This is a genomic window from Aeromonas sp. A04 (assembly GCF_047780465.1).
Taxonomy (GTDB): domain Bacteria; phylum Pseudomonadota; class Gammaproteobacteria; order Enterobacterales; family Aeromonadaceae; genus Aeromonas; species Aeromonas bestiarum.
The window spans coordinates 80,378-99,251 of sequence record NZ_JBLNHP010000001.1; the positions used below are offsets into that span (position 1 = coordinate 80,378).

At 60.2% G+C, this 18,874-nt stretch carries 21 protein-coding genes; 5 read left to right on the forward strand and 16 right to left on the reverse strand.

Going from position 1 to position 18,874, the window contains the following annotated elements; genetic code table 11:
* Nucleotides 1-2 precede the first annotated feature (2 nt).
* From rbsB to ACM3N8_RS00370, 5 genes are all read right to left on the reverse strand, one after another.
* Nucleotides 3-878 (reverse strand): ribose ABC transporter substrate-binding protein RbsB, encoded by an 876-nt coding sequence (gene rbsB / locus ACM3N8_RS00350; protein ID WP_043555794.1) that lies wholly within the window; start codon nucleotides 876-878, stop codon nucleotides 3-5.
* A gap of 21 nt (nucleotides 879-899) precedes the next feature.
* Nucleotides 900-1,865 (reverse strand): ribose ABC transporter permease, encoded by a 966-nt coding sequence (gene rbsC / locus ACM3N8_RS00355; protein WP_290018088.1) that lies wholly within the window; start codon nucleotides 1,863-1,865, stop codon nucleotides 900-902.
* Nucleotides 1,862-3,391, reverse strand: coding sequence for a ribose ABC transporter ATP-binding protein RbsA (gene rbsA, locus ACM3N8_RS00360; RefSeq protein ID WP_290018090.1), 1,530 nt, complete (start codon nucleotides 3,389-3,391; stop codon nucleotides 1,862-1,864). Before rbsA ends, rbsC begins: the two co-directional genes overlap by 4 nt.
* A gap of 21 nt (nucleotides 3,392-3,412) precedes the next feature.
* Nucleotides 3,413-3,832: a D-ribose pyranase gene (gene rbsD / locus ACM3N8_RS00365; protein WP_290018092.1), complete on the reverse strand. Its 420-nt coding sequence runs from the start codon at nucleotides 3,830-3,832 to the stop codon at nucleotides 3,413-3,415.
* Between the two features lie 199 nt (nucleotides 3,833-4,031).
* Entirely contained in the window at nucleotides 4,032-4,649 is a 618-nt protein-coding gene (locus tag ACM3N8_RS00370; RefSeq protein ID WP_290018093.1) for a glutathione S-transferase family protein, read from the reverse strand.
* A gap of 300 nt (nucleotides 4,650-4,949) precedes the next feature.
* Between ACM3N8_RS00370 and ACM3N8_RS00375 the strand changes: the two genes are divergently transcribed.
* Nucleotides 4,950-5,687, forward strand: coding sequence for a hypothetical protein (locus tag ACM3N8_RS00375; RefSeq protein ID WP_052159041.1), 738 nt, complete (start codon nucleotides 4,950-4,952; stop codon nucleotides 5,685-5,687).
* Nucleotides 5,688-5,850: 163 nt separating this feature from the next.
* Nucleotides 5,851-6,531: a DUF2987 domain-containing protein gene (locus tag ACM3N8_RS00380; protein ID WP_290018094.1), complete on the forward strand. Its 681-nt coding sequence runs from the start codon at nucleotides 5,851-5,853 to the stop codon at nucleotides 6,529-6,531.
* 79 nt (nucleotides 6,532-6,610) lie between these two features.
* Here ACM3N8_RS00380 and ttcA read toward each other — a convergent pair whose 3' ends face one another.
* The 11 genes from ttcA to ccoN all read right to left on the reverse strand — a co-directional run bounded on the left by ttcA (nucleotide 6,611) and on the right by ccoN (nucleotide 16,821).
* A complete protein-coding gene (gene ttcA, locus ACM3N8_RS00385) occupies nucleotides 6,611-7,519 on the reverse strand; it encodes a tRNA 2-thiocytidine(32) synthetase TtcA (protein WP_042037821.1) in 909 nt (302 codons plus the stop codon).
* A gap of 82 nt (nucleotides 7,520-7,601) precedes the next feature.
* A complete protein-coding gene (gene uspE / locus ACM3N8_RS00390) occupies nucleotides 7,602-8,549 on the reverse strand; it encodes a universal stress protein UspE (RefSeq protein ID WP_043135363.1) in 948 nt (315 codons plus the stop codon).
* 130 nt (nucleotides 8,550-8,679) lie between these two features.
* Nucleotides 8,680-9,435, reverse strand: a complete 756-nt coding sequence (locus tag ACM3N8_RS00395) for an FNR family transcription factor (RefSeq protein WP_042866440.1) — start codon at nucleotides 9,433-9,435, stop codon at nucleotides 8,680-8,682.
* Between the two features lie 68 nt (nucleotides 9,436-9,503).
* Nucleotides 9,504-10,190: a sulfite exporter TauE/SafE family protein gene (locus ACM3N8_RS00400; RefSeq protein WP_290018097.1), complete on the reverse strand. Its 687-nt coding sequence runs from the start codon at nucleotides 10,188-10,190 to the stop codon at nucleotides 9,504-9,506.
* Nucleotides 10,174-10,362, reverse strand: coding sequence for a cbb3-type cytochrome oxidase assembly protein CcoS (gene ccoS, locus ACM3N8_RS00405; RefSeq protein ID WP_043135361.1), 189 nt, complete (start codon nucleotides 10,360-10,362; stop codon nucleotides 10,174-10,176). Before ccoS ends, ACM3N8_RS00400 begins: the two co-directional genes overlap by 17 nt.
* Nucleotides 10,363-10,489: 127 nt before the next feature.
* Nucleotides 10,490-12,886, reverse strand: coding sequence for a heavy metal translocating P-type ATPase (locus ACM3N8_RS00410; RefSeq protein WP_290018099.1), 2,397 nt, complete (start codon nucleotides 12,884-12,886; stop codon nucleotides 10,490-10,492).
* A 92-nt stretch (nucleotides 12,887-12,978) separates the two neighbouring features.
* Nucleotides 12,979-13,467, reverse strand: a complete 489-nt coding sequence (locus tag ACM3N8_RS00415) for a FixH family protein (RefSeq protein WP_098984028.1) — start codon at nucleotides 13,465-13,467, stop codon at nucleotides 12,979-12,981.
* Between the two features lie 129 nt (nucleotides 13,468-13,596).
* Nucleotides 13,597-14,574, reverse strand: coding sequence for a cytochrome-c oxidase, cbb3-type subunit III (ccoP, locus tag ACM3N8_RS00420; protein WP_043135358.1), 978 nt, complete (start codon nucleotides 14,572-14,574; stop codon nucleotides 13,597-13,599).
* Nucleotides 14,574-14,753 (reverse strand): CcoQ/FixQ family Cbb3-type cytochrome c oxidase assembly chaperone, encoded by a 180-nt coding sequence (locus ACM3N8_RS00425; RefSeq protein ID WP_005315611.1) that lies wholly within the window; start codon nucleotides 14,751-14,753, stop codon nucleotides 14,574-14,576. Before ACM3N8_RS00425 ends, ccoP begins: the two co-directional genes overlap by 1 nt.
* Before the next feature lie 12 nt (nucleotides 14,754-14,765).
* Nucleotides 14,766-15,380 carry a cytochrome-c oxidase, cbb3-type subunit II gene (gene ccoO, locus ACM3N8_RS00430; RefSeq protein ID WP_042866433.1) on the reverse strand — a complete coding sequence of 205 codons (615 nt, stop codon included), beginning with the start codon at nucleotides 15,378-15,380 and terminating at the stop codon, nucleotides 14,766-14,768.
* A gap of 16 nt (nucleotides 15,381-15,396) precedes the next feature.
* Complete coding sequence (gene ccoN, locus ACM3N8_RS00435; RefSeq protein ID WP_043135357.1) at nucleotides 15,397-16,821, reverse strand: cytochrome-c oxidase, cbb3-type subunit I; 1,425 nt, start codon at nucleotides 16,819-16,821, stop codon at nucleotides 15,397-15,399.
* Nucleotides 16,822-17,104: 283 nt separating this feature from the next.
* Between ccoN and ACM3N8_RS00440 the strand changes: the two genes are divergently transcribed.
* From ACM3N8_RS00440 to proQ, 3 genes are all read left to right on the forward strand, one after another.
* Entirely contained in the window at nucleotides 17,105-17,563 is a 459-nt protein-coding gene (locus ACM3N8_RS00440; RefSeq protein WP_290018103.1) for a hypothetical protein, read from the forward strand.
* Nucleotides 17,564-17,673: 110 nt separating this feature from the next.
* Nucleotides 17,674-18,132: a GAF domain-containing protein gene (locus tag ACM3N8_RS00445; RefSeq protein WP_098984030.1), complete on the forward strand. Its 459-nt coding sequence runs from the start codon at nucleotides 17,674-17,676 to the stop codon at nucleotides 18,130-18,132.
* Between the two features lie 101 nt (nucleotides 18,133-18,233).
* Nucleotides 18,234-18,866 carry an RNA chaperone ProQ gene (gene proQ / locus ACM3N8_RS00450; RefSeq protein ID WP_043135353.1) on the forward strand — a complete coding sequence of 211 codons (633 nt, stop codon included), beginning with the start codon at nucleotides 18,234-18,236 and terminating at the stop codon, nucleotides 18,864-18,866.
* The last annotated feature ends 8 nt before the right edge of the window (nucleotides 18,867-18,874 follow it).

An 18,874-nucleotide genomic window follows, 5' to 3' on the forward strand; every position in this document is an offset into this window, starting at 1 on the left:
GCTTACTTGCTGACCACTTGCAGCGGGACCGGAATGGATTTTTCCACCGGCTGGCCCTTGAGCACCTTGTCGGCGGTTTCCACGCCGATGGCACCGATCAGCGCCGGCTGCTGGGCCACGGTGGCGGCCAGTTTACCCTTGGCCACGGCGGCCTTGCCATCGTCAGTGCCGTCGAAACCGACGATCATCACCTCTTTGCCGGCGGCTTGCACGGCGCGGATGGCACCCAGCGCCATCTCGTCGTTCTGGGCGAACACGGCCTGCACGGTCGGGTGGGCGGCCAGCAGGTTCTCCATGACGTTCAGACCCTTGGTGCGGTCAAAGTCGGCGGGCTGGGAGGCCAGCACTTCCAGCTTGTTGGCGGCCACGGCCAGGGCGAAACCTTCGCCACGGTCGCGGGCGGCCGAGGTACCGGCGATCCCTTCCAGCTGAATGACCTTGGCACCGGCCCCCAGTTTCTGGGTGATGAAGTCACCGGCCAGCTTGCCGCCGGCCACGTTGTCGGAGGCGATGTGGGCCTTGACGTCACCCTGGGCCGCGCCGCGGTCCAGGGTCAGCACTGGGATGTTGGCCTTGTTGGCCAGGCGGATGGCGTTGCCCACGGCCTCGGAGTCGGTCGGGTTGATCAGGATGGCATTGACCTTGCGCACGGTGAGATCTTCCATGTTGGAGAGCTCCTTGGCCGGGTCATTCTGGGAGTCCAGCACCACCAGCTCGTAGCCAAGCTCCTTGGCCTTGGCTTCGGCCCCCTCTTTCATGGTGACGAAGAAGGGGTTGTTGAGGGTGGAGACCACCATGGCCAGAGTGTGATCGGCGGCCTGGGCGGTGCCCAGCACGGACATGATGGCGGCAGCGAGCAGGGTATTGAGCTTTTTCATCATTTCATTCCTTGTGTGTGCTTACTTGCTTTTGTTATCGATCATCACGGCGAGCAAGATCACGCTGGCCTTGGCGATCATCTGGTAATAGGACGAGACGTCGAGCAGGTTGAGGGCGTTGTTGAGGAAGCCGATGATGAGCGCCCCGATCAGGGTGCCCATGATGCGGCCCTTGCCCCCCATCAGACTGGTACCCCCCAGCACCACGGCGGCTATGGCATCCAGCTCGTACCCCATGCCGGCGGTCGGCTGGGCCGAGGAGAGGCGGGAGGTGACGATGAGCCCGGCCAGTGCCGACAGCATGCCGCACAGACCATACACCGCCAGCTTCACCCTGGCCACATTGATGCCGGAGAGACGGGTGGCCGACTCGTTGCCGCCGAGGGCGTAGATGTAACGGCCGAGGCGAGTGTGGTTGAGCATGAACCAGGCCAGCAGGAAGACGATGGCCATCAGCCAGATGGGCACAGGCAGGCCGAGCAGGTAGCCGGTACCCAGCCAGGCGAAGTGATCGGCGCCGTCACTGAAACCGGTGGAGATGGGACGCCCCTCGGTATAGACCATGGTCACGCCGCGCAGGGCCGTCATGGTCACCAGGGTGGCGATGAAGGCCTGTACCTTGCCCTTGGCGATGATGAGACCGCTGATGCCGCCGAGCAGGGCACCGGCCCCCAGGGTGAGGGGCACCACCAGCCAGATGGGCAGCTCCATGGCCACCATGGTCGCCGCCAGGGCGCCGCACAGGGCCAGCACGGAGCCGACCGACAGATCGATGCCGGCGGTGAGGATGACCAGCGTCATGCCGACCGCCATGATGGCGTTGACCGAGGTCTGGCGCAGTATGTTGAGCAGGTTGTCGGCGGTGAAGAAGTTGGGGCTTAAGGCCGAGACCACGCCGATCAGCACCAGGAGGGCGACCAGGGATTTGTTCTCGATCCACCAGGCCTTGCTCATGATGCCGCGGCGGGAAAGGGTTTGGGTTGTCATTGGGAGGCCTCTTGCTCTGATTGCCACTGTTTACCGACTGCCGCCGCCATCAGTTTCTCCTGATTGGCGTCCGCGGACATGAATTCTGCGCTGATGCGCCCTTCGTGCATCACCATGATGCGATCGCTCATGCCGAGCACTTCCGGCATCTCGGAGGAGACCAGGATGATGCTCATCCCCTCCTTCTTGAACTGGTTGATGAGCTGGTAGATCTCCTTCTTGGCCCCCACGTCGACGCCGCGGGTCGGCTCATCCAGGATCAACACCCTGGGCCGGGTCAGCAGTCCCTTGGCGATGGCGACCTTCTGCTGGTTGCCGCCGGAGAGCAGTTTTATCAGTTGATCCTGACTCGGGGTCTTGATGTTGAACAGCCGCACATAGTCGCTCACCGCCTGACGTTCGGCCTTGCCGTCAATCTTGCCGTGGCGGATGAACTCGCCGAGGGCGCACAGACTCATGTTTTCGCGCACCGACAGCTCCAGCACCAGGCCATCGCCCTTGCGATCCTCTGAGATGTAGGCGATGCCGGCGGCCAGCCCATCGGCGGGGCTGCGCGGCACCATGACCTTGCCATCGACTTCGACCGCACCTGCGCTGATGGGGCTGGCGCCGTAGATAAGCTTCATCAGCTCGGTACGGCCGGAACCCATCAGGCCGCTGAAGCCCAGAATTTCCCCCTGACGCAGGGAGAAGCTCACCCCGCGCACGCCGGGGCCGGCCAGATCTTTCACTTGCAGGCTGACGGGGCCGAGCTCTCGTTGCAGACGGGGATACTGCTCTTCCAGCCGCCGACCCACCATCATCTCGATGATCCTGTCTTCATCGAGCTCGCTCACCGCCTTCTCGCCGATCCACTTGCCATCGCGCAGTACGGTAACCCGGTCGCAGATCTGGAAGATCTCCTTGAGACGGTGGGAGATGTAGACGATGCCGCAGCCCTGCTGGCGCAGCTCACGGATCACCACAAACAGCTGCTCGGTCTCGGTGTCGGTCAGCGCATCCGTGGGTTCATCCATGATGATGACGCTGGCATCGAACGACAGTGCCTTGGCGATCTCCACCATCTGCTGTTCGCCAATGGAGAGATCCCCAAGCCTTGTATCCGGCCCGTGCTTGACGCCGAGGCGGGCCAAGAGGCCGCTGGCGCGCTCGCGCAGCTGTTTGTGGTCGATACTGCCAAAACGGGTACGCGGTTCGCGGCCGAGGAAGATATTGGCGGCAATCGACAACTCAGGCAGCAGGTTCAGCTCCTGGTGGATGATGCTGATCCCCTGATCCTGGGAGTCGCGGGGGCCCTTGAAATAGACCGACTGGCCGCGATAACTGACGCTGCCCGCATCGGCCTGATAGATGCCGGTCAGCACCTTCATCAGGGTGGACTTGCCGGCGCCATTTTCGCCGAGCAGGGCCATCACCTGGCCCGGGTAGACCTTGAGGCCAGCCTCATCGAGGGCGCGTACACCGGGGAAGGTCTTGACGATCCCGGTGAGCTCCAGAATGGGCGAGAAGGAGGAGGTTGTGCTCATTTGCAGCTTCCTTGAAGAGGCTTAAAACGCCACACCGGCGCAGAGAATAATGTTGGCGTAGGGGGTGACCTCGCCGCTGCGCACGATCGCCTTGCTCTGGCGGGAGCGGGTCTTGAACGCCTCGTGCAGGCAGTATTCGATAGTGATGGGCTTGCCTTGGGCAGCGGCGTGCGCCTCCAGCTGATCGACCAGCGCCTGATGGGCGGCGGGGCTGATCAGTTTTATCTCGCTCGCCATGATCACCTTCTCCACCACCAGATCGGTGAGCAGGGCGGTCAGCACGGTTGCAAGGCTGGGGGTGCCCGGCATCAGCGCCAGATCGATGCGCTCCGGCCCCGCCGCAATGGGCAGCCCGGCATCGCAGACGGTGATCTCGTCGGTGTGACCCATCCGTGCCACCAGGGCACTCAGGGGAGCATTGAGCAGCTTGCCTCGTTTCATACAGCACCTCGGCAGACTCGCGTCCGCATATCTGATGTTCATCTAGGCAACCGGTTACGCAACCGGTTGCGTCATGCGAGAAAGATAGGCCCTAAGGCCCGCGCGATCCACAGTGAGATGGCAGAAATGTGAAAACGATCTCAATGCGGGGCAAACATGAAGTACAAATGGGGCCAGCAGAGCGCTGGCCCGCAGGGGATCAGACGATCAGCGCCTGTTGCACGGCGGGACGGGCCAGCACCCGCGCTGTGTGGGTGGCCACCTTGGGGAACTCGTCGATGGCGATCCCGTCACTCTTGAGCCAGCTGGCCACCACGAATAGGTAGATGTCGGCCAGGCTGAAACACTCTCCCAGCACCCAGGGACCGGCGAGATAGTGGTTTTCTATTTGGGAGAAGCCATCGCGCATGTTGTGCGCCACTTTGGCCTGCATGGCGGCGATGGCCTGCTCATCGTCGGCCCAGCGGGCCGCACGCCGGCTATGGGCATGGGAGACATGCACCGTGGAGGCGAGGAAGCTGTTCACCTCCTGCATGCGGGCCAGCAGGAAAGGATCATTGAGGGGGGCGAGCTCGGCATCCGGGAAGCGCTGCGCCACATAGAGCAGCAAGGCCGGGGTTTCGGTCAGCACGCCGCGCTCGGTGACGAGAGCCGGCACCCGGCCTTTGGGATTGATGGCGAGGTAGGCGGGGGAGCGCTGCTCACCGCTGGCGAAGTCCACGCGCCTTATTTGGTGCGGCGCGCCAGCCTCCACTAGGGCGATACGAACCGCCATGGCACAGGTGCCGGGGGTGAGGTAGAGGGTCAGTTCTGACATGGTCGATATCCTTTATCCAACGAGGGTGCATGAAACCCGCCGCCCAATGAGCTAGCTGGCGGCACCTTGGGCATCCTAACCCCATGCGTCAGGGGAACCAAGCGGGTATTGCGAGTCAGGTGGGCGAGTGGGCCGGGGAACCCGGCTTTGTCCGGAAAAACGCCACGGCTCCCTGTGAAATCAATGAGTTTCTGAACGGAAGATAACAGGAAAAACGGCTACGCATGCCGGGTCAAATCGCTATAATGTGCTCCCTGAATAGTGGTTTTTCTGATGTTGGATAGTCAATTGAGTAATAAAATGCGGATCGGTGGTTCCCTCGAACAATCCCTGAGTCAGGGATATCGTCTCGACCTCAAGGGGGTATTGCAGGAGAGTTGGCAACAGACGCGGCGCACCGGTTTCGGCCTGTTGCTGGCCATCGTCGGTGTCACGGCCATCTGGATATTGCTGAGCAATACCCTGCTGGCCCCCTACCTCAATCAGGAGGGGGGAATGGACATAGCCCTGGTGCTGAGCCTGCTTATCACCATCATGATGTCACCCATGACCTCGTCCCTCGACATGCTGGGATTGCAGCAGTCGGTCGGTGTGCGTGCCCGCCCGAGCCAGGTATTCGATTTCTTTCGCCACTTCCTGCGTCTGGGCAGCCTGAGTCTGCTGGGCAGCATGCTCACCAGCCTGTTCGGCCCCCTGTTTGAACTGGTGGGTCTGCCGGTAGTGCTGGCCTTCATCCCGTCTGCATTGATTGGCATGGGACTGGTGTTCTCGGTGCCGCTGGTGCTGGAGCGCGGTCTGTCGCCGGTGCAAGCCATTCTGGTGTCGCTCAAGCTGTTTGCCCGTGGCTGGCCCAGCATAGTGCTGCTGCACGGCGTCATGCTTGCGCTGTTTTTCCTGGCGCTGATCCCCATGGGATTGGGCCTTGTCTGGGTGGCCCCCCTCTACTTCAACTGCAAGGGGATCCTCTATCGGGATCTGTGCGGGGTCGCGGTCGAAGTGACGGAAGTGAGCGAAGGCCCAAATCATTTCAACGCATAACAAGCTTGCAGCCAGACGCCTGGCGCAGGCGCATTTCAGCGCATAGCTAGCGTGATGCCAGGTGATGGCACAGGCACATTTCACCGCATAGCGAGTCTGAGGCCAGACGATGGCGCAGGCATATTTCAGCGCATGACGAGTGCGCGATGCAAAAGGACGGCATATGAAGAGGACTCGACATGGCGTGGCGGCAGGCTTGCTGCTGTTGCCTACCCTGGGCTTGGCGCAGCCTTCACTGGATCTGCAGTACAGTACCTTCTACAGCCAGATGAAGACCTTCGCCAAGGGGGAGTTTGGTCACGCCAGGCTGGGGTTTTACCTGACCGATCCGCAAAATGGCCAGCGCTGCCTGCTCACCTCAGCCCGGGTCTCAACCCTGGATCGGGACGTGGCCGCCGAGGTGACGGTAGACAGCGAACTGCGGCTGCCCTACGACGATGATCTCAATCTGGACAAGGCGACCGTGGTGGTGGGCTTGACCGAAGCGCACACGGCCTGCGATCTGTCGGTGCAGGTGATGGCCGATGTGCAGCCGGTGTCAGGCAGCCAGTGGGATCTCAAGGTGGCCGATGTGGCCGGGCGTCAGCAGGATATGCAGGCCCTGCTGAGCAAGCTGGCCGGCATGGTCGGCAAGTATTTCCTGCCCGAGATGGCGGGCGTGCGGGTGACCCTGGTACAACCGACGGGCACCGCCTATCTGGTCGATGGTGCCCGCCAGCAACCTCTCTCCTGGCAGGGAGGGCAACTGCTGCTGAGCAACGCCCAGCTGGCGGATTTCGCCGTGGGCAAGTTGCAACTGCAGGGGGAGATACTGCGACTGACCCCCTGGCTGCACAAGGAGTGAGCCAGCCGCTTGCCAGTGAGATAAAAAAAGGAGCGCCTGGCGCTCCTTTTTTGTTGCTGTGGACTTGTGTCTATCGTGCTTAGCGCACTTCAATCACATCCAGCATGTCCATCTCGTCGATGTCCAGCAGCGGCGCCTTGGGCAGTTCAGGCGGATCAAATGCCTTGTCACCGCCATCTATGATGCCGGAGTCGCGGTTGATGCTCTTGAAGTCAAACAACTTGTGATCGAGCAGGTGGCTCGGGATCACGTCCTGAATGGCGGTGAACATGGTCTCGATACGACCCGGGAAGCGGCGATCCCAATCCTGCATCATCTGCTTGATGGCCTGACGCTGCAGGTTCTCCTGCGAACCGCACAGGTTGCACGGGATGATGGGGAAGGCCTTGACCTCGGCATAGCGCACCAGGTCTTTCTCCTTGCAGTAGGCCAGCGGGCGGATCACCACGTTCTTGCCATCGTCGCTCACCAGCTTGGGCGGCATGGATTTGAGCTTGCCACCGTAGAACATGTTGAGGAACAGGGTCTCGAGTATGTCGTCCCTGTGATGACCGAGGGCAATCTTGGTGCAGCCCAGCTCCTGGGCGGTGCGATAGAGAATGCCACGGCGCAGACGGGAGCAGAGGGCGCAGGTGGTCTTGCCTTCCGGTACCTTGTCCTTGACGATGGAGTAGGTGTCTTCCTCGACGATCTTGAAGTCGACTCCCAGGGTGGCCAGGTATTCCGGCAGCACGTGCTCGGGGAAACCGGGTTGCTTCTGATCCAGGTTGACGGCCACCAGATCGAAATGGATGGGGGCGCTTGCCTTCAGGCTCATCAGGATGTCGAGCATGGCGAAGCTGTCCTTGCCACCGGACAGGCACACCATGATCTTGTCGCCCTCTTCAATCATGTTGAAGTCGGCGATGGCCTGACCTACGTTGCGCCGCAGGCGCTTCTGCAGTTTGTTGAAACTGTATTTATCTTTGGCGTTCAGCTCTTCTAGCATGCTCGTAAAACCCGGGACACAAATAAGCGCGTTATTATAGCCATGTCCCGGGGGAGGGCAAGATGCCAGGATGAAAGCCGTCTTATGATTGACTGCGCCGGCTGTCTACCGGGCAGCTGTAATCGGCGGGTTTGAGGATCAGCATGTCGCAGGCGAGTCTGTCCACCACGTGTTCGGCGGTATTGCCGAGCAGGGCGGCGGAGAGGCCGGTGCGACCGACGCAGCCCATGATCATCAGGGTGGCTTGCAGGTCTTCGGCCAGATCGGGCAGCACCTCTTCCGGCAGGCCTTCCGCCACCCGGGTCCACAGATGACTGATGCCAAATTTGTCGGCATGGCTCAGCAGCAGGCCCTCATGGTGTTTGCGAATGGCATCGTTGTAGGCGTTGGGATCAAACTCCGGCAGCTCGATGGCCACGTTGACCGGGGTGCCGGGATAGGTGTTGACCAGGTAGAGGTTGGAACCGAGCAGCTCGGCGATGGCAATCCCTTCTTCCGTGATCCGCTCGTTCAGCAGCTTCTGATCCTGGTCGTCGCTGGAACAATTGATGGCGGCTATGATGTTGCCGCCCCGTTGCCAATGACCCTCCTTGACCAGCAGGACGGGGCAGGGACACTTGCGCAGCAGGTGCCAGTCGGTCGGGGTGAAGATGAAGGTTTGCAGAAACGAGTGATGGTGAGTTGCCTTGACCACCAGATCGTGGCGGTTTTCCAGCACTTCCTGAATGACGCATTCGAAGGGCCGATTGTGCCAGACCACCTTGATCTCGCAGTCCAGTCCCTTGGCACGGTAGGGTTTCAGAATATCGTCGAGCCATTCACGGCGCTGGGCGATCACGCCGTGGCGCATCTCTTCCCGTTCGTCCACCGACAGCATGGCGGTCATCTCGTACGAGAAGTCGTAAATGGTGAGCAACAGGGTCAGTTGAGCGCCTTCATCCAGCTCAGCCACCTTGACCGCACGTTCGAGGGCAATTTGCCGCTCTTCTTCCGGGTTGATAACGACCAGGATCTTTCGGTACTTGACCATGTTCTCCTCCTCCTTGGCAAAAATACCAATGATGGCAGACCTTTAGCCATTACAGCTTAGCTCAGGAGGAGGTGGGGAGACGTGTGCCGGATCAAATTTCAGCGTAAACCGATCCGGCAACAGAGGAGGATTAACCGCAGGGAGGACGGGTCGCGCCAGCCATGACGCCGAGGGCCACGTGATCCAGCACTGTGATGTATTTGCCCTTGACGCTGATGAGCTCGGACTTCTGGAAGCGGCCAAGCAGGCGGCTGATGGTCTCGACGGTGAGGCCGAGGTAGTTGCCGATGTCACCGCGGGTCATGGAGAGGCGGAACTCCTTGGCGGAGAAGCCGCGTTCGGAGAAACGCACCGACAGATTGTGCAGGAAGGCGGCGAGGCGCTCTTCGGCATTCTTCTTGGAGAGCAGCAGTATCATCTCCTGATCGCCCATGATTTCGTTGCTCATCAGTCGCATGATCTGCTGGCGCAGCTTGGGCATCTTGCCGGAGAGATCGTCGAGCACGTCAAACGGGATCTCGCACACCATGGCCGTTTCCAGCGCCTGGGCGAAGGAGGGGTGAGCCTGCTTGTGAATGGCATCGAAACCAACCAGATCACCGGCGAGGTGGAAGGCGGTGATCTGCTCATCCCCTTGTTCCGTGATGGTGTATGACTTGATGGTCCCGGAACGGATCGCGTAGAGCGATTTCAGCTCATCGCCGGCTTTGAACAGCTCCTCACCCTTCTGGATCGGCTTCTTTCGCTCGATGATGCTGTCGAGCTGATCGAGTTCGCTGTCATTCAGGGTGAAGGGAATGCAGAGCTGGCTGATGCTGCAATCCTGGCAATGAATTGCACAGCCACCGCTCTGAATACGTCTGCCAGGTTTCTTTTCCGGGATCATAGGCTCATACGAATAATTGATTTATATCAAACAAGTTTACCATCAACTCATCCGTTTTGGATAGGGTTTCAAAAGGACGCTATCCCGATCCAGAGAGTATGAAGCCCATACGCGATGAGCAAGACAGCCCCGCCCTGGCGCAAACTGCGCAGGGTCAGCCAGTAACGCAGGCGGTCTGCCAGCCCTCCCAGTGCAAACAGTGTCGGCAGGGTCCCTATGCCGAAACTGAGCATGATGAGCGCACCGCCTCCGGCGGAACCGGCCGCCGCACTCCAGGTCAGCATGGAGTAAACCAGACCGCAGGGCAGCCAGCCCCACACCATGCCAAAGGGAAGGGCCTGCCAGGCCGAGGTGAAGGGGAGAAACTTGCCCGCCAGCGGCTTGATGCGGGGCCAGAGTCGGGCGCCGATGCGCTCGAGCAGCAATATGCCCTGCCACCAGCCGGCGAGATAGAGACCGAGCGCTATCATCAAGAGCGCCGCCATCAACCGCAAGCCGGCGATGGCGTGCTTGCCGGCGCCCAGCTCGCTGGTGGTGGCCAGCAGGCCCCCGACCAGAGCACCGGCTACCACGTAGCTGAGGATCCGGCCCAGGTTGTAGTTGAGCAGATAACCGAGCCGGCCCCAGAAGTGCTGCCTCTCGGGGGGAATGGCCATGGAGAGGGCGGCCGAGACGCCGCCACACATGCCGATGCAGTGGCCTGAGCCGGCGAGCCCCACCAGCAGGGCCCCGACCAGATCAAGGCTGGCGGTCATCGGAGGTATGCTCGCTGGGTTTCTGGGCGGGTTTGTCCTCATCGAACAGGATATTGGAGCCCTGGCGGTCGAGATCTTCAAACTGCTCGGAGCGAATGGCCCAGAAGAAGACGGCGCCGGCGATGATGACAAACAGGATGGCGATGGGGATCAGGACGAAGATGATGTTCATGGTGCAAGCCTTGCAATGAGAGTGGTCATGGTACACCCGTTGGTGACCAGGGGCCCGGCGATTCTGTGGGGCGGGGAGCGCGGCAAACGCGGGCTCCCTTTATCGTGCGCGTATATGCGGCCATGGCTCAGCGGTTCAGCCGCATGGAGTTGGTGACGACTATGAGGGAACTCAGAGACATGCCCGCTGCCGCCACATAGGGTGGCAACCAGCCGCTGGCCGCCAGCGGCAGCACCAGCAGGTTGTAGCCGATGGACCAGGCGAAGTTCTCCTGGATGATCTTGCGGGTACGAATGGCCAGGGTGCGCGCCTCCAGCAGACGGGAGAGATCGTCGGCCAGCAATATGGCATCGGCACTGTTCTTGGCCAGATCCGTGCCGCCCGCCATGGCGAAGGAGGCGTGGGCACCGGCCAGCACGGGGGCATCGTTGATGCCATCCCCTACCATGATGCTGATATCGCCGCGGGCCTCATGTTCCTTGAGATAGGACAGCTTGCCATCCGGCGTGACCCCTTTCACCAGTTCGTCCACTCCTAGCTCGCGAGCCACCTCGTCGGCCTGGGCCGAGCTGTCACCCGTGAGTATGGTGGTCTTGAGACCGGCGGCCTTGAAGGCCTGGATCAGCGCCCCGGCATCCGGGCGCAAGGTATCTGCCAGGATGAAGCGGGCCAGCAGCCTGGACTCATCGGCCAGATAGACGGCAAGGCCCTGGCTGGCCGTCTGCCCGGTGGGCAGTGCCAGCCAGCGGGCGCTGCCGATGCGGTAATGCCGGCCTGCGATCGTGCCCTGAATGCCGTGACCTATGACGGGTGTCACCTCGCTTGCCGCCAGCAACAGGGCATCGTCTGTTGCCTTGCTGCGAAAGGCGCGGGCGATGGGATGCTCCGAGTAGGCTTCCAGCGCGCGGGCGATGGCGAGGCACTGGGCCTCGCTCAGCTCGGCCAGCGCCGTGGTGCTGATCAGGCTGATGTTGCCCGTGGTCAGGGTGCCTGTCTTGTCCATCACGATCCGGTTGGCCTTGGTCAGCACGTCCAGCACATGGCCACGGCGCAGCAGAATGCCGGATCGGGTCAGGCGGGCGGTGGCCGAGGTGAGCGCGGTCGGCGTGGCCAGCGACAGGGCGCAGGGACAGGTGGCAACCAGCACGGCCAGGGTGACCCAGAAGGCCTGCTCCGGCTGATGGAAGTGCCAGAAGGTCCACACAGCCGCGGCAATGATCAGCAGCACCAGGATGAAGTGGCGGGAGAGCACGTCCGCCATCTGGGCGATGGCCGGCTTGTCGTCAAGCGCATGATCCTGCAGCCGCATGATCTGGGCGATGCGCGACTCCTCGATGCGGTGGCTGACCCGGATCTGGAGCGGTGCGTCCGTGTTGATGGTACCGGCATAGACGCTGTCACCCAGCTGCTTGAGCAGCGGCAACTGCTCGCCGGTCAGCATGGATTCGTTGAGGCTGGCCTGCCCCTCGACGATGAGGCCATCGGCCGGCAGGGTGGCACCGGCCAATACCCGTATTCTGTCTCCCACCTGCAGCATCTTGGCTGCCACTTCGTGCTCGCCATCGTCATCGATGCGCGTGGCCATGATGGGCACCAGCCGCGCCAGGTTGGAGCTGGACTCGGAGGCCTTGCGTCTGGCCCGCAACTCCAGAAAACGCCCCAGCAGCAGGAAGAAGACGAACATGGTGATGGAGTCGTAATAGACCTCACCGGTATTGAAGACGGTGGCCCACATGGAGGCGACGAAGGCGCCGATCAGTGCCAGCGATACCGACACGTCCATGGAGAGGTGGCCCTGTTTCAGGCTGCGCCAGGCGCCCACGTAAAACGGCTGGGCCGAGTAGATCATGATGGGGGTCGAGAGCAAGAGGCTGATCCACTTGAAGTAGACCATGAACTCATCCTCGACGCTGATGAAGAGATCCATGTAGAGCGCCACGGCGCACATCATCACCTGCATTGACCCCAGGCCCGCCAGTGCCAGCCGGAACATGTAGCTGCGCACTTCTTTGGCGTAGATAGCTTCCTGGTTGTGGGTCTGGAACGGGTAGGCACGATAGCCTATCTTGGCGAACCCCTTGAGGATGTCGCTCAAGGCAAGCCGGTCCGGATCCCACTTGATGCGGGCGCGGTGAGTGGTGGTATTGACGTTGATGTAGTGCAGGCCGGCAAGGCCGGTCAGATGACGCTCGATGAGCCAGGCGCAGGCGGCGCAGGTCAGCCCTTCCACGCTGAGCAGGATCTCGCGCTGCCTGTGGCTGCCCGTGCCGCTGTCGGTGACAAAATCCTGCTGCACCTCGGCCAGATCGTAGTGGGTGAGGGCGGCCAGCTCTTCCGGGACCAGTTCCCCCTTGATGCCGGGCGCTGTGCGGTGCTCGTAATAACTGGAGAGGCCGCACTCCATGATGGTTTCTGCCACGGCCTGACAGCCGGGGCAGCACATGGGTTGCACTATGCCCTTGATCTCGAGCGCATAACGACTGCCGGCGGGAACCTGCTCACCACAATGGAAACAAGCCTTCATGGCGTCTTGCCCCGGGAGGTAAAGTAAACGAGCGGGGCATGGGGCGTGCTGGCGGGAACCGGCTCGCCAGGGTGAAAACCGCCTGTCATGGCTTAACGTCCTTTGGGATCGAGTTCGACGGGCGCCTTGGTCGGGAGCTGGACTGTCTCTTGCAGACGCCATTCGTGATTGAAGGCATCGACCCGGATATGCCATTTCCCGTTCAATGGTTTGTCGAGCAGCAGACGATAGACGCCGCTGGCGTCGGCCGTCACCATGTGTTCGCTGTCCATGCCGGCCAGGGTCGGGTGGAACAGGGAGAGGTAGAGGGCCTGACCGGGGGGGATATCTCCCGACAGAGGCTTGAGGGTCAGCTCCTGGCCATTCACTTCCAGCGCTATGCGAATGTTGAGGGCTTCGGATCGATCGAACTTGCTCAAGTCCTGATTGATCTCTTTGCCTTGTTTGTAATAGTCCTCGGCGACCAGATTGACGCCATCCTTGCTGGCGATGATGGCCGTGCCGATGCTGGCGATCACGGCGGCGGCCGGGAGGGCGATGATGAACCAGGGCCAAAATTGGCGATACCAGGGTTGGGACATAATGAGTGCTACCGAAACGTATGATTAACAGAATGGAGGCTTTTCAGCCAACACAAGATAACAAAAAGCCTCGAAGAGTCGAGGCTTTTTGCTGAGTAATCACGTGCTTATCACATGTTACTGCTTATTTTACTTGTTGTTGTGGGACAAACTATAAACGTAGGAGGCGAGCAGATGAACCTTGTCTTCACCCAGAATATCCTTCCAGGCCGGCATGACGCCGTGACGACCGTGGGTGATGGTCTGCTCGACCACCTGACGGGAACCGCCATACAGCCAGGTGTTGTTGGTCAGGTCAGGTGCTCCGAAGGCGATACCGCCCTTGGCATCCGGGCCATGACAGGCGGCGCAGATGGTGAAGCGCGCTTCGCCCTTCTTGGCCTCGACCAGATCGACCTTGCGACCGGACAGGCTCAGCACGTAGGAGGCGACTTCTTTCACCCCATCCTGACCCAGGATCTCGCCCCAGGCCGCCATCACGCCCTGACGACCGCCCATGATGGTGGTCTTGATCTGATCAGGCTGACCGCCCCATTGCCATTCGCTGTCGGTCAGGTTCGGGAAACCGCGACCGCCGCGGGCATCGGAACCGTGACATTGGGAACAGTTCTGCAGGAACAGACGCTGACCCACCTTGCGTGCTTCCGGATCGGCGGCGATCTCTTCGATGGCGCGATAGGTCTTGCCATCGGCCTGATAGGCCAGCTCGCGGAACTTGGCGCCGTAGATCTCGTCAGCCTTGACCAGTTCGCGGTCGTACTCCACCGCCCGGCCTTCGGCCTTGGCGGAGGCCACCGCCGCCTTGGACTCGGCCAGCGAGCGGACGTCCTGGTTGGAGCTCTGCCAGCCCAGCAGACCCTTCCAGTTGCCCAGGCCCGGGAAGGCCAGCAGGTAGACCAGACCGGTGACGATGAAGAAGAGGAACATGTAGGTCCACCACTTCGGCAGCGGGTTGTTGATCTCTTCGATACCGTCGAAGGCGTGCCCCATGGACTTGCCCTCTTCCACGCCCATCTTGTCGCGCAGGCACCACACCAGCAGCAAGAAGCAGCCGAGTATGGTTCCCAGGCTGATGACGGTCACAAAAATGCTAAACAAAGTGCTCATTATTGTTTCGCTCCTGCGTTCTTGTTATCAGCACCGGGTTGCTCGTCGTCGGCAAAAACCAGGTTGGCAGCCTCGTCGAAAGAGGCCTTGCGGCGCTTGCTGTATGCCCAGACGATGATGCCGATCATGATGGCCATCAACAGCAGGGTATAAAGGCCGCGAAATGTGCCGTAATCCATATCCTGACTCCTTTATTTCAGGGCATGACCCAGTGATTGCAGATAGGCTACCAGCGCATCCAGTTCGGTTTTGCCCTTGACGGCTTCACCTGCACCCTGGATGTCAGCGTCGCTGTAAGGCACGCCGAAGTGATCCCGGAACAGCGCCAGTTTCTTGCCGGTCAGTTCACCGGTCAGGACATTGGTGTCGAGCCAGGGGAAGGCCGGCATGTTGGACTCTGGCACCACATCGCGCGGATTGATCAGGTGAGCGCGGTGCCAGTCGTCTGAATAGCGACCGCCCACACGGGCCAGATCCGGACCGGTACGCTTGGAGCCCCACAGGAAGGGGTGCTCCCACACGCTCTCACCGGCGACCGAGTAGTGGCCATAGCGCTCGGTTTCGGCGCGGAACGGACGGATCATCTGGCTGTGACAAACGGTGCAGCCTTCGCGGATGAAGATGTCGCGGCCTTCCATCTGCAGGGCGGTATAGGGCTTGAGGCCCTCGACCGGCTCAGTAGTTTGCTTTTGGAAGAACAGCGGGGTGATTTCGACCAGGCCCCCCAGGCTGATGGCAAATATGATGCCGACCACCAGCATGGGTACGCTCTTTTCAAAGATCTCGTGACGGTTATTGTTGCTCATGCTTTGACCTCTTCAATCATGCTGGCTGTGCGACAGGTTCCAGGGAACCCTTGGGCGCAGTGATGGTGCGATAGGCGTTGTAGGCCATCAGCAACATGCCGGTGACGAAGAAGCAGCCACCCAGGAAGCGCACGAAGTAGAAGGGATAAGAGGCCTGCAGCGCTTCCACGAAGCTGTAGGTCAGGGTGCCGTCATCGTTGACCGCACGCCACATCAGACCCTGCATCACGCCGGAAATCCACATGGCGACTATGTAGAGCACAGTGCCCACGGTAGCCAGCCAGAAGTGCACGTTGATCAGGCGGATGCTGTACATGCGGCCCTGGTCGAACAGGTTCGGGATCAGGTGATACACGGCGCCGATGGATACCATGGCAACCCAGCCCAGTGCGCCTGAGTGGACATGACCTATGGTCCAGTCGGTGTAGTGGGAGAGGGCGTTGACCGTCTTGATCGCCATCATGGGGCCTTCGAAGGTGGACATGCCGTAGAACGACAGGGACACGATCAGGAAGCGCAAGATGGGGTCATAACGCAGTTTGTGCCAGGCGCCGGAGAGGGTCATGATGCCGTTGATCATGCCACCCCAGGAGGGGACGAACAGGATCAGGGACATCACCATGCCCAGCGACTGGGCCCAGTCAGGCAGCGCGGTATAGTGCAGGTGGTGCGGACCGGCCCAGATATAGAGGGAGATCAGCGCCCAGAAGTGCACGATGGAGAGGCGGTAGGAGTAAACCGGACGACCCGCCTGCTTGGGCACGAAGTAATACATCATGCCGAGGAAGCCGGCGGTCAGCAGGAAGCCTACCGCGTTGTGGCCATACCACCACTGCACCATGGCATCCATGGCACCGGAATACATGGAGTAGGACTTCATGCCGGAGAGCGGCACTTCCATGTTGTTGACGATGTGCAGCACGGCCACCGTGATGATGAAGGCACCGAAGAACCAGTTCGCCACATAGATGTGGGAGGTGGTGCGTTTGACCAGGGTGCCGAAGAAGACGACGGCGTAGGCGACCCAGACGATGGTGATGGCGATATCGATCGGCCATTCCAGCTCTGCGTACTCCTTGGAGGTGGTGTATCCCAGCGGCAGCGAAATGGCGGCAGACAGGATGATCGCCTGCCAGCCCCAGAACACGAAGGAGGCAAGCTTGCCACCGAACAGTCGGGTTTGACAGGTGCGTTGCACCACATAGAAGGAGGTCGCCATCAGGGCGCTACAGCCAAACGCGAAGATGACCGCATTGGTGTGCAGAGGGCGAAGGCGACTGTAAGTCAGCCAGGGAGTATCAAAGTTGAGGGCAGGCCAGATCAACTGGGCTGCGATCAGTACGCCAACCGACATGCCGACAATTCCCCAGACAATCGTCATGACTGTGAACTGGCGAACAACGGTGTAGTTGTACTCAGGATGGTTAGTTGTATGGCTCATCGTTGTATTCCGCTTCCGATGCTGCTGTTGTTTGATTTTTTGTCCAGTGACATGGACCGACATCATTGGCTACTGCCTTACCCCTTGTTAACAACTGTTAATAAAAGGAAAAGCAAAAAGTAGCTAAATGAAAATTCAATGGGAATGATACTGAACTGACAGGTAAAATAACAGTATAAACAGTGATATATTTGGCTCCGTTGGGTCTCGCCTGCTCAATTATTTACCTTGCGCGAGATCACGAAAATGTCATTTTCAAGGCATCTTACAAGGTTGTTTTTTCATGAAAGAGAGACTCACTTCACGCAAAATTGTCCACTTGGCGATCGTCCTGGCCATTTTGCTCGGATTGGTTGCCTATCGAACCTGGTTTGACGGGGGCCAGGCGGCGGTGGCGGGCGCAGAAAAAGATCAGATTTGTGATCTGTCCCGCACCTCCTGCAGCCTGCTGCTGGGGGACAAGTCGATGACCGTCAGCGTCGCCTCCTTGCCGGTGCGGGCCGAACATGACTTAGTGATACTGCTTCAGGGGGGGGATCCCGCGTTCAAACCGGTGAAAGCCTGGCTGGAGGGGCGGGACATGTTCATGGGCACCATACCGGTCAGTTTCGAGCCGGCAGAGCGCGGCTGGCAGGGCTCGACTCTGGTGGGTTCCTGCACCTCGGCTGTGATGGTCTGGCTGCTCAATATCGAGTGGAGCAATGGCCAGCGCCAGCAATTGGCGCTCTCCGTCAGCCGTTGAATCCCTGCCTTTATGAACAAAAGGATGGGGGGTAAGGTGAAAATAGATTTGAAATTTTCAGGCAGGGCGTTACCTTGCACAGATTATCAGGGAGTGAAGTTCATTTAATCATGATTGAAAAACAAGCATTTTATCGCGGTCTCAACCAGCAGGCACAGGCCCTGCTGGAAGGGGAACCGGATCTCATCGCCAACCTGGCCAACCTCTCCGCCTTGTTGGCGCTGGAGCTTGCCGACATCAACTGGGTGGGTTTCTACCTGTTGCAGGGGGATACCCTGGTGCTCGGTCCGTTTCAGGGCAAGCCGGCCTGCGTGCGCATTCCGGTCGGCCGCGGGGTCTGTGGCACGGCAGTGGCACAGGGCAAGACCCAGCTCATTGACGATGTCCACCAATTCGAAGGTCACATCGCCTGCGATGGCGCCAGCAATTCGGAAATCGTGATCCCGGTGCGCCGTGGTGGCGAGATCATTGGCGTACTGGATATCGATAGTCCAATCTTTAACCGTTTTGACGCAGAAGACCGGATTGGGCTGGAAGAAACGGTGCAAATTTTGGAAAGCATGCTCTAAGTCATTGCTTGATGGTTCGCAAAAGGCCCCAAGCTCTCTATAATGGGGCCTTTGTTGTGCTCGGGCGTGCCCGCGCGTTTATATGAAAGCCAAGGTTATACATGGAAAACACTGAGAAGCTGAAGAACAGTAAAGAGATCGTTGCCTACCTGGTCGAGAAATTCCCGGCCTGCTTCATCGCTGAAGGAGAGGCCAAGCCGCTCAAGATTGGCATCTTCCAGGATTTGGCCGAGCGTCTTGCTGACGACGCCAGAGTCTCCAAGACCATGCTGCGCTCTGCACTGCGTCAATACACCTCCAGCTGGCGTTACCTGCATGGCCTCAAAGCCGGTCAGGCCCGTGTCGATCTGGACGGTAACCCGGGCGAGCTGCTCACCGAAGAGCACATCGAGCACGCCAAGCAAGCCCTGAAAGAGAGCAAAGAGCGCGTCTTTGCCAGCCGTCGTACCAATACTAAAGAAGAGAAGGCCAAGCAGCCCCGTCGTCCTGCCCCGCGCAAGGCTGACGCTGCCGCCAAATCTGACAAGCCCAAAGCCGCACCCAAGGCACCCGTTGCTGATGCGCCCTTGGTGAAGGTCGATGCTGCCAATCTGAAAGTGGATCAAGGCGTTCGGGTCGTGCTGGGCAAGTCTCCTGTACCGGCGACCATCAAGGAAGTGACCAAGGATGACGTTCAGGTCCAACTGCAGACCGGCATGATGCTGCGGGTCAAATTTGAGCATCTGGTTCTCTAAGGAGACAA

What these genes read in the sequence shown, in the direction of transcription:
- rbsB (WP_043555794.1), bottom strand. Translation starts at nt 878, where the DNA reads ATGAAAAAGCTCAATACCCTGCTCGCTGCCGCCATCATGTCCGTGCTG.
- rbsC (WP_290018088.1), bottom strand. Translation starts at nt 1,865, where the DNA reads ATGACAACCCAAACCCTTTCCCGCCGCGGCATCATGAGCAAGGCCTGG.
- rbsA (WP_290018090.1), bottom strand. Translation starts at nt 3,391, where the DNA reads ATGAGCACAACCTCCTCCTTCTCGCCCATTCTGGAGCTCACCGGGATC.
- rbsD (WP_290018092.1), bottom strand. Translation starts at nt 3,832, where the DNA reads ATGAAACGAGGCAAGCTGCTCAATGCTCCCCTGAGTGCCCTGGTGGCA.
- ACM3N8_RS00370 (WP_290018093.1), bottom strand. Translation starts at nt 4,649, where the DNA reads ATGTCAGAACTGACCCTCTACCTCACCCCCGGCACCTGTGCCATGGCG.
- ACM3N8_RS00375 (WP_052159041.1), top strand. Translation starts at nt 4,950, where the DNA reads ATGCGGATCGGTGGTTCCCTCGAACAATCCCTGAGTCAGGGATATCGT.
- ACM3N8_RS00380 (WP_290018094.1), top strand. Translation starts at nt 5,851, where the DNA reads ATGAAGAGGACTCGACATGGCGTGGCGGCAGGCTTGCTGCTGTTGCCT.
- ttcA (WP_042037821.1), bottom strand. Translation starts at nt 7,519, where the DNA reads ATGCTAGAAGAGCTGAACGCCAAAGATAAATACAGTTTCAACAAACTG.
- uspE (WP_043135363.1), bottom strand. Translation starts at nt 8,549, where the DNA reads ATGGTCAAGTACCGAAAGATCCTGGTCGTTATCAACCCGGAAGAAGAG.
- ACM3N8_RS00395 (WP_042866440.1), bottom strand. Translation starts at nt 9,435, where the DNA reads ATGATCCCGGAAAAGAAACCTGGCAGACGTATTCAGAGCGGTGGCTGT.
- ACM3N8_RS00400 (WP_290018097.1), bottom strand. Translation starts at nt 10,190, where the DNA reads ATGACCGCCAGCCTTGATCTGGTCGGGGCCCTGCTGGTGGGGCTCGCC.
- ccoS (WP_043135361.1), bottom strand. Translation starts at nt 10,362, where the DNA reads ATGAACATCATCTTCGTCCTGATCCCCATCGCCATCCTGTTTGTCATC.
- ACM3N8_RS00410 (WP_290018099.1), bottom strand. Translation starts at nt 12,886, where the DNA reads ATGAAGGCTTGTTTCCATTGTGGTGAGCAGGTTCCCGCCGGCAGTCGT.
- ACM3N8_RS00415 (WP_098984028.1), bottom strand. Translation starts at nt 13,467, where the DNA reads ATGTCCCAACCCTGGTATCGCCAATTTTGGCCCTGGTTCATCATCGCC.
- ccoP (WP_043135358.1), bottom strand. Translation starts at nt 14,574, where the DNA reads ATGAGCACTTTGTTTAGCATTTTTGTGACCGTCATCAGCCTGGGAACC.
- ACM3N8_RS00425 (WP_005315611.1), bottom strand. Translation starts at nt 14,753, where the DNA reads ATGGATTACGGCACATTTCGCGGCCTTTATACCCTGCTGTTGATGGCC.
- ccoO (WP_042866433.1), bottom strand. Translation starts at nt 15,380, where the DNA reads ATGAGCAACAATAACCGTCACGAGATCTTTGAAAAGAGCGTACCCATG.
- ccoN (WP_043135357.1), bottom strand. Translation starts at nt 16,821, where the DNA reads ATGAGCCATACAACTAACCATCCTGAGTACAACTACACCGTTGTTCGC.
- ACM3N8_RS00440 (WP_290018103.1), top strand. Translation starts at nt 17,105, where the DNA reads ATGAAAGAGAGACTCACTTCACGCAAAATTGTCCACTTGGCGATCGTC.
- ACM3N8_RS00445 (WP_098984030.1), top strand. Translation starts at nt 17,674, where the DNA reads ATGATTGAAAAACAAGCATTTTATCGCGGTCTCAACCAGCAGGCACAG.
- proQ (WP_043135353.1), top strand. Translation starts at nt 18,234, where the DNA reads ATGGAAAACACTGAGAAGCTGAAGAACAGTAAAGAGATCGTTGCCTAC.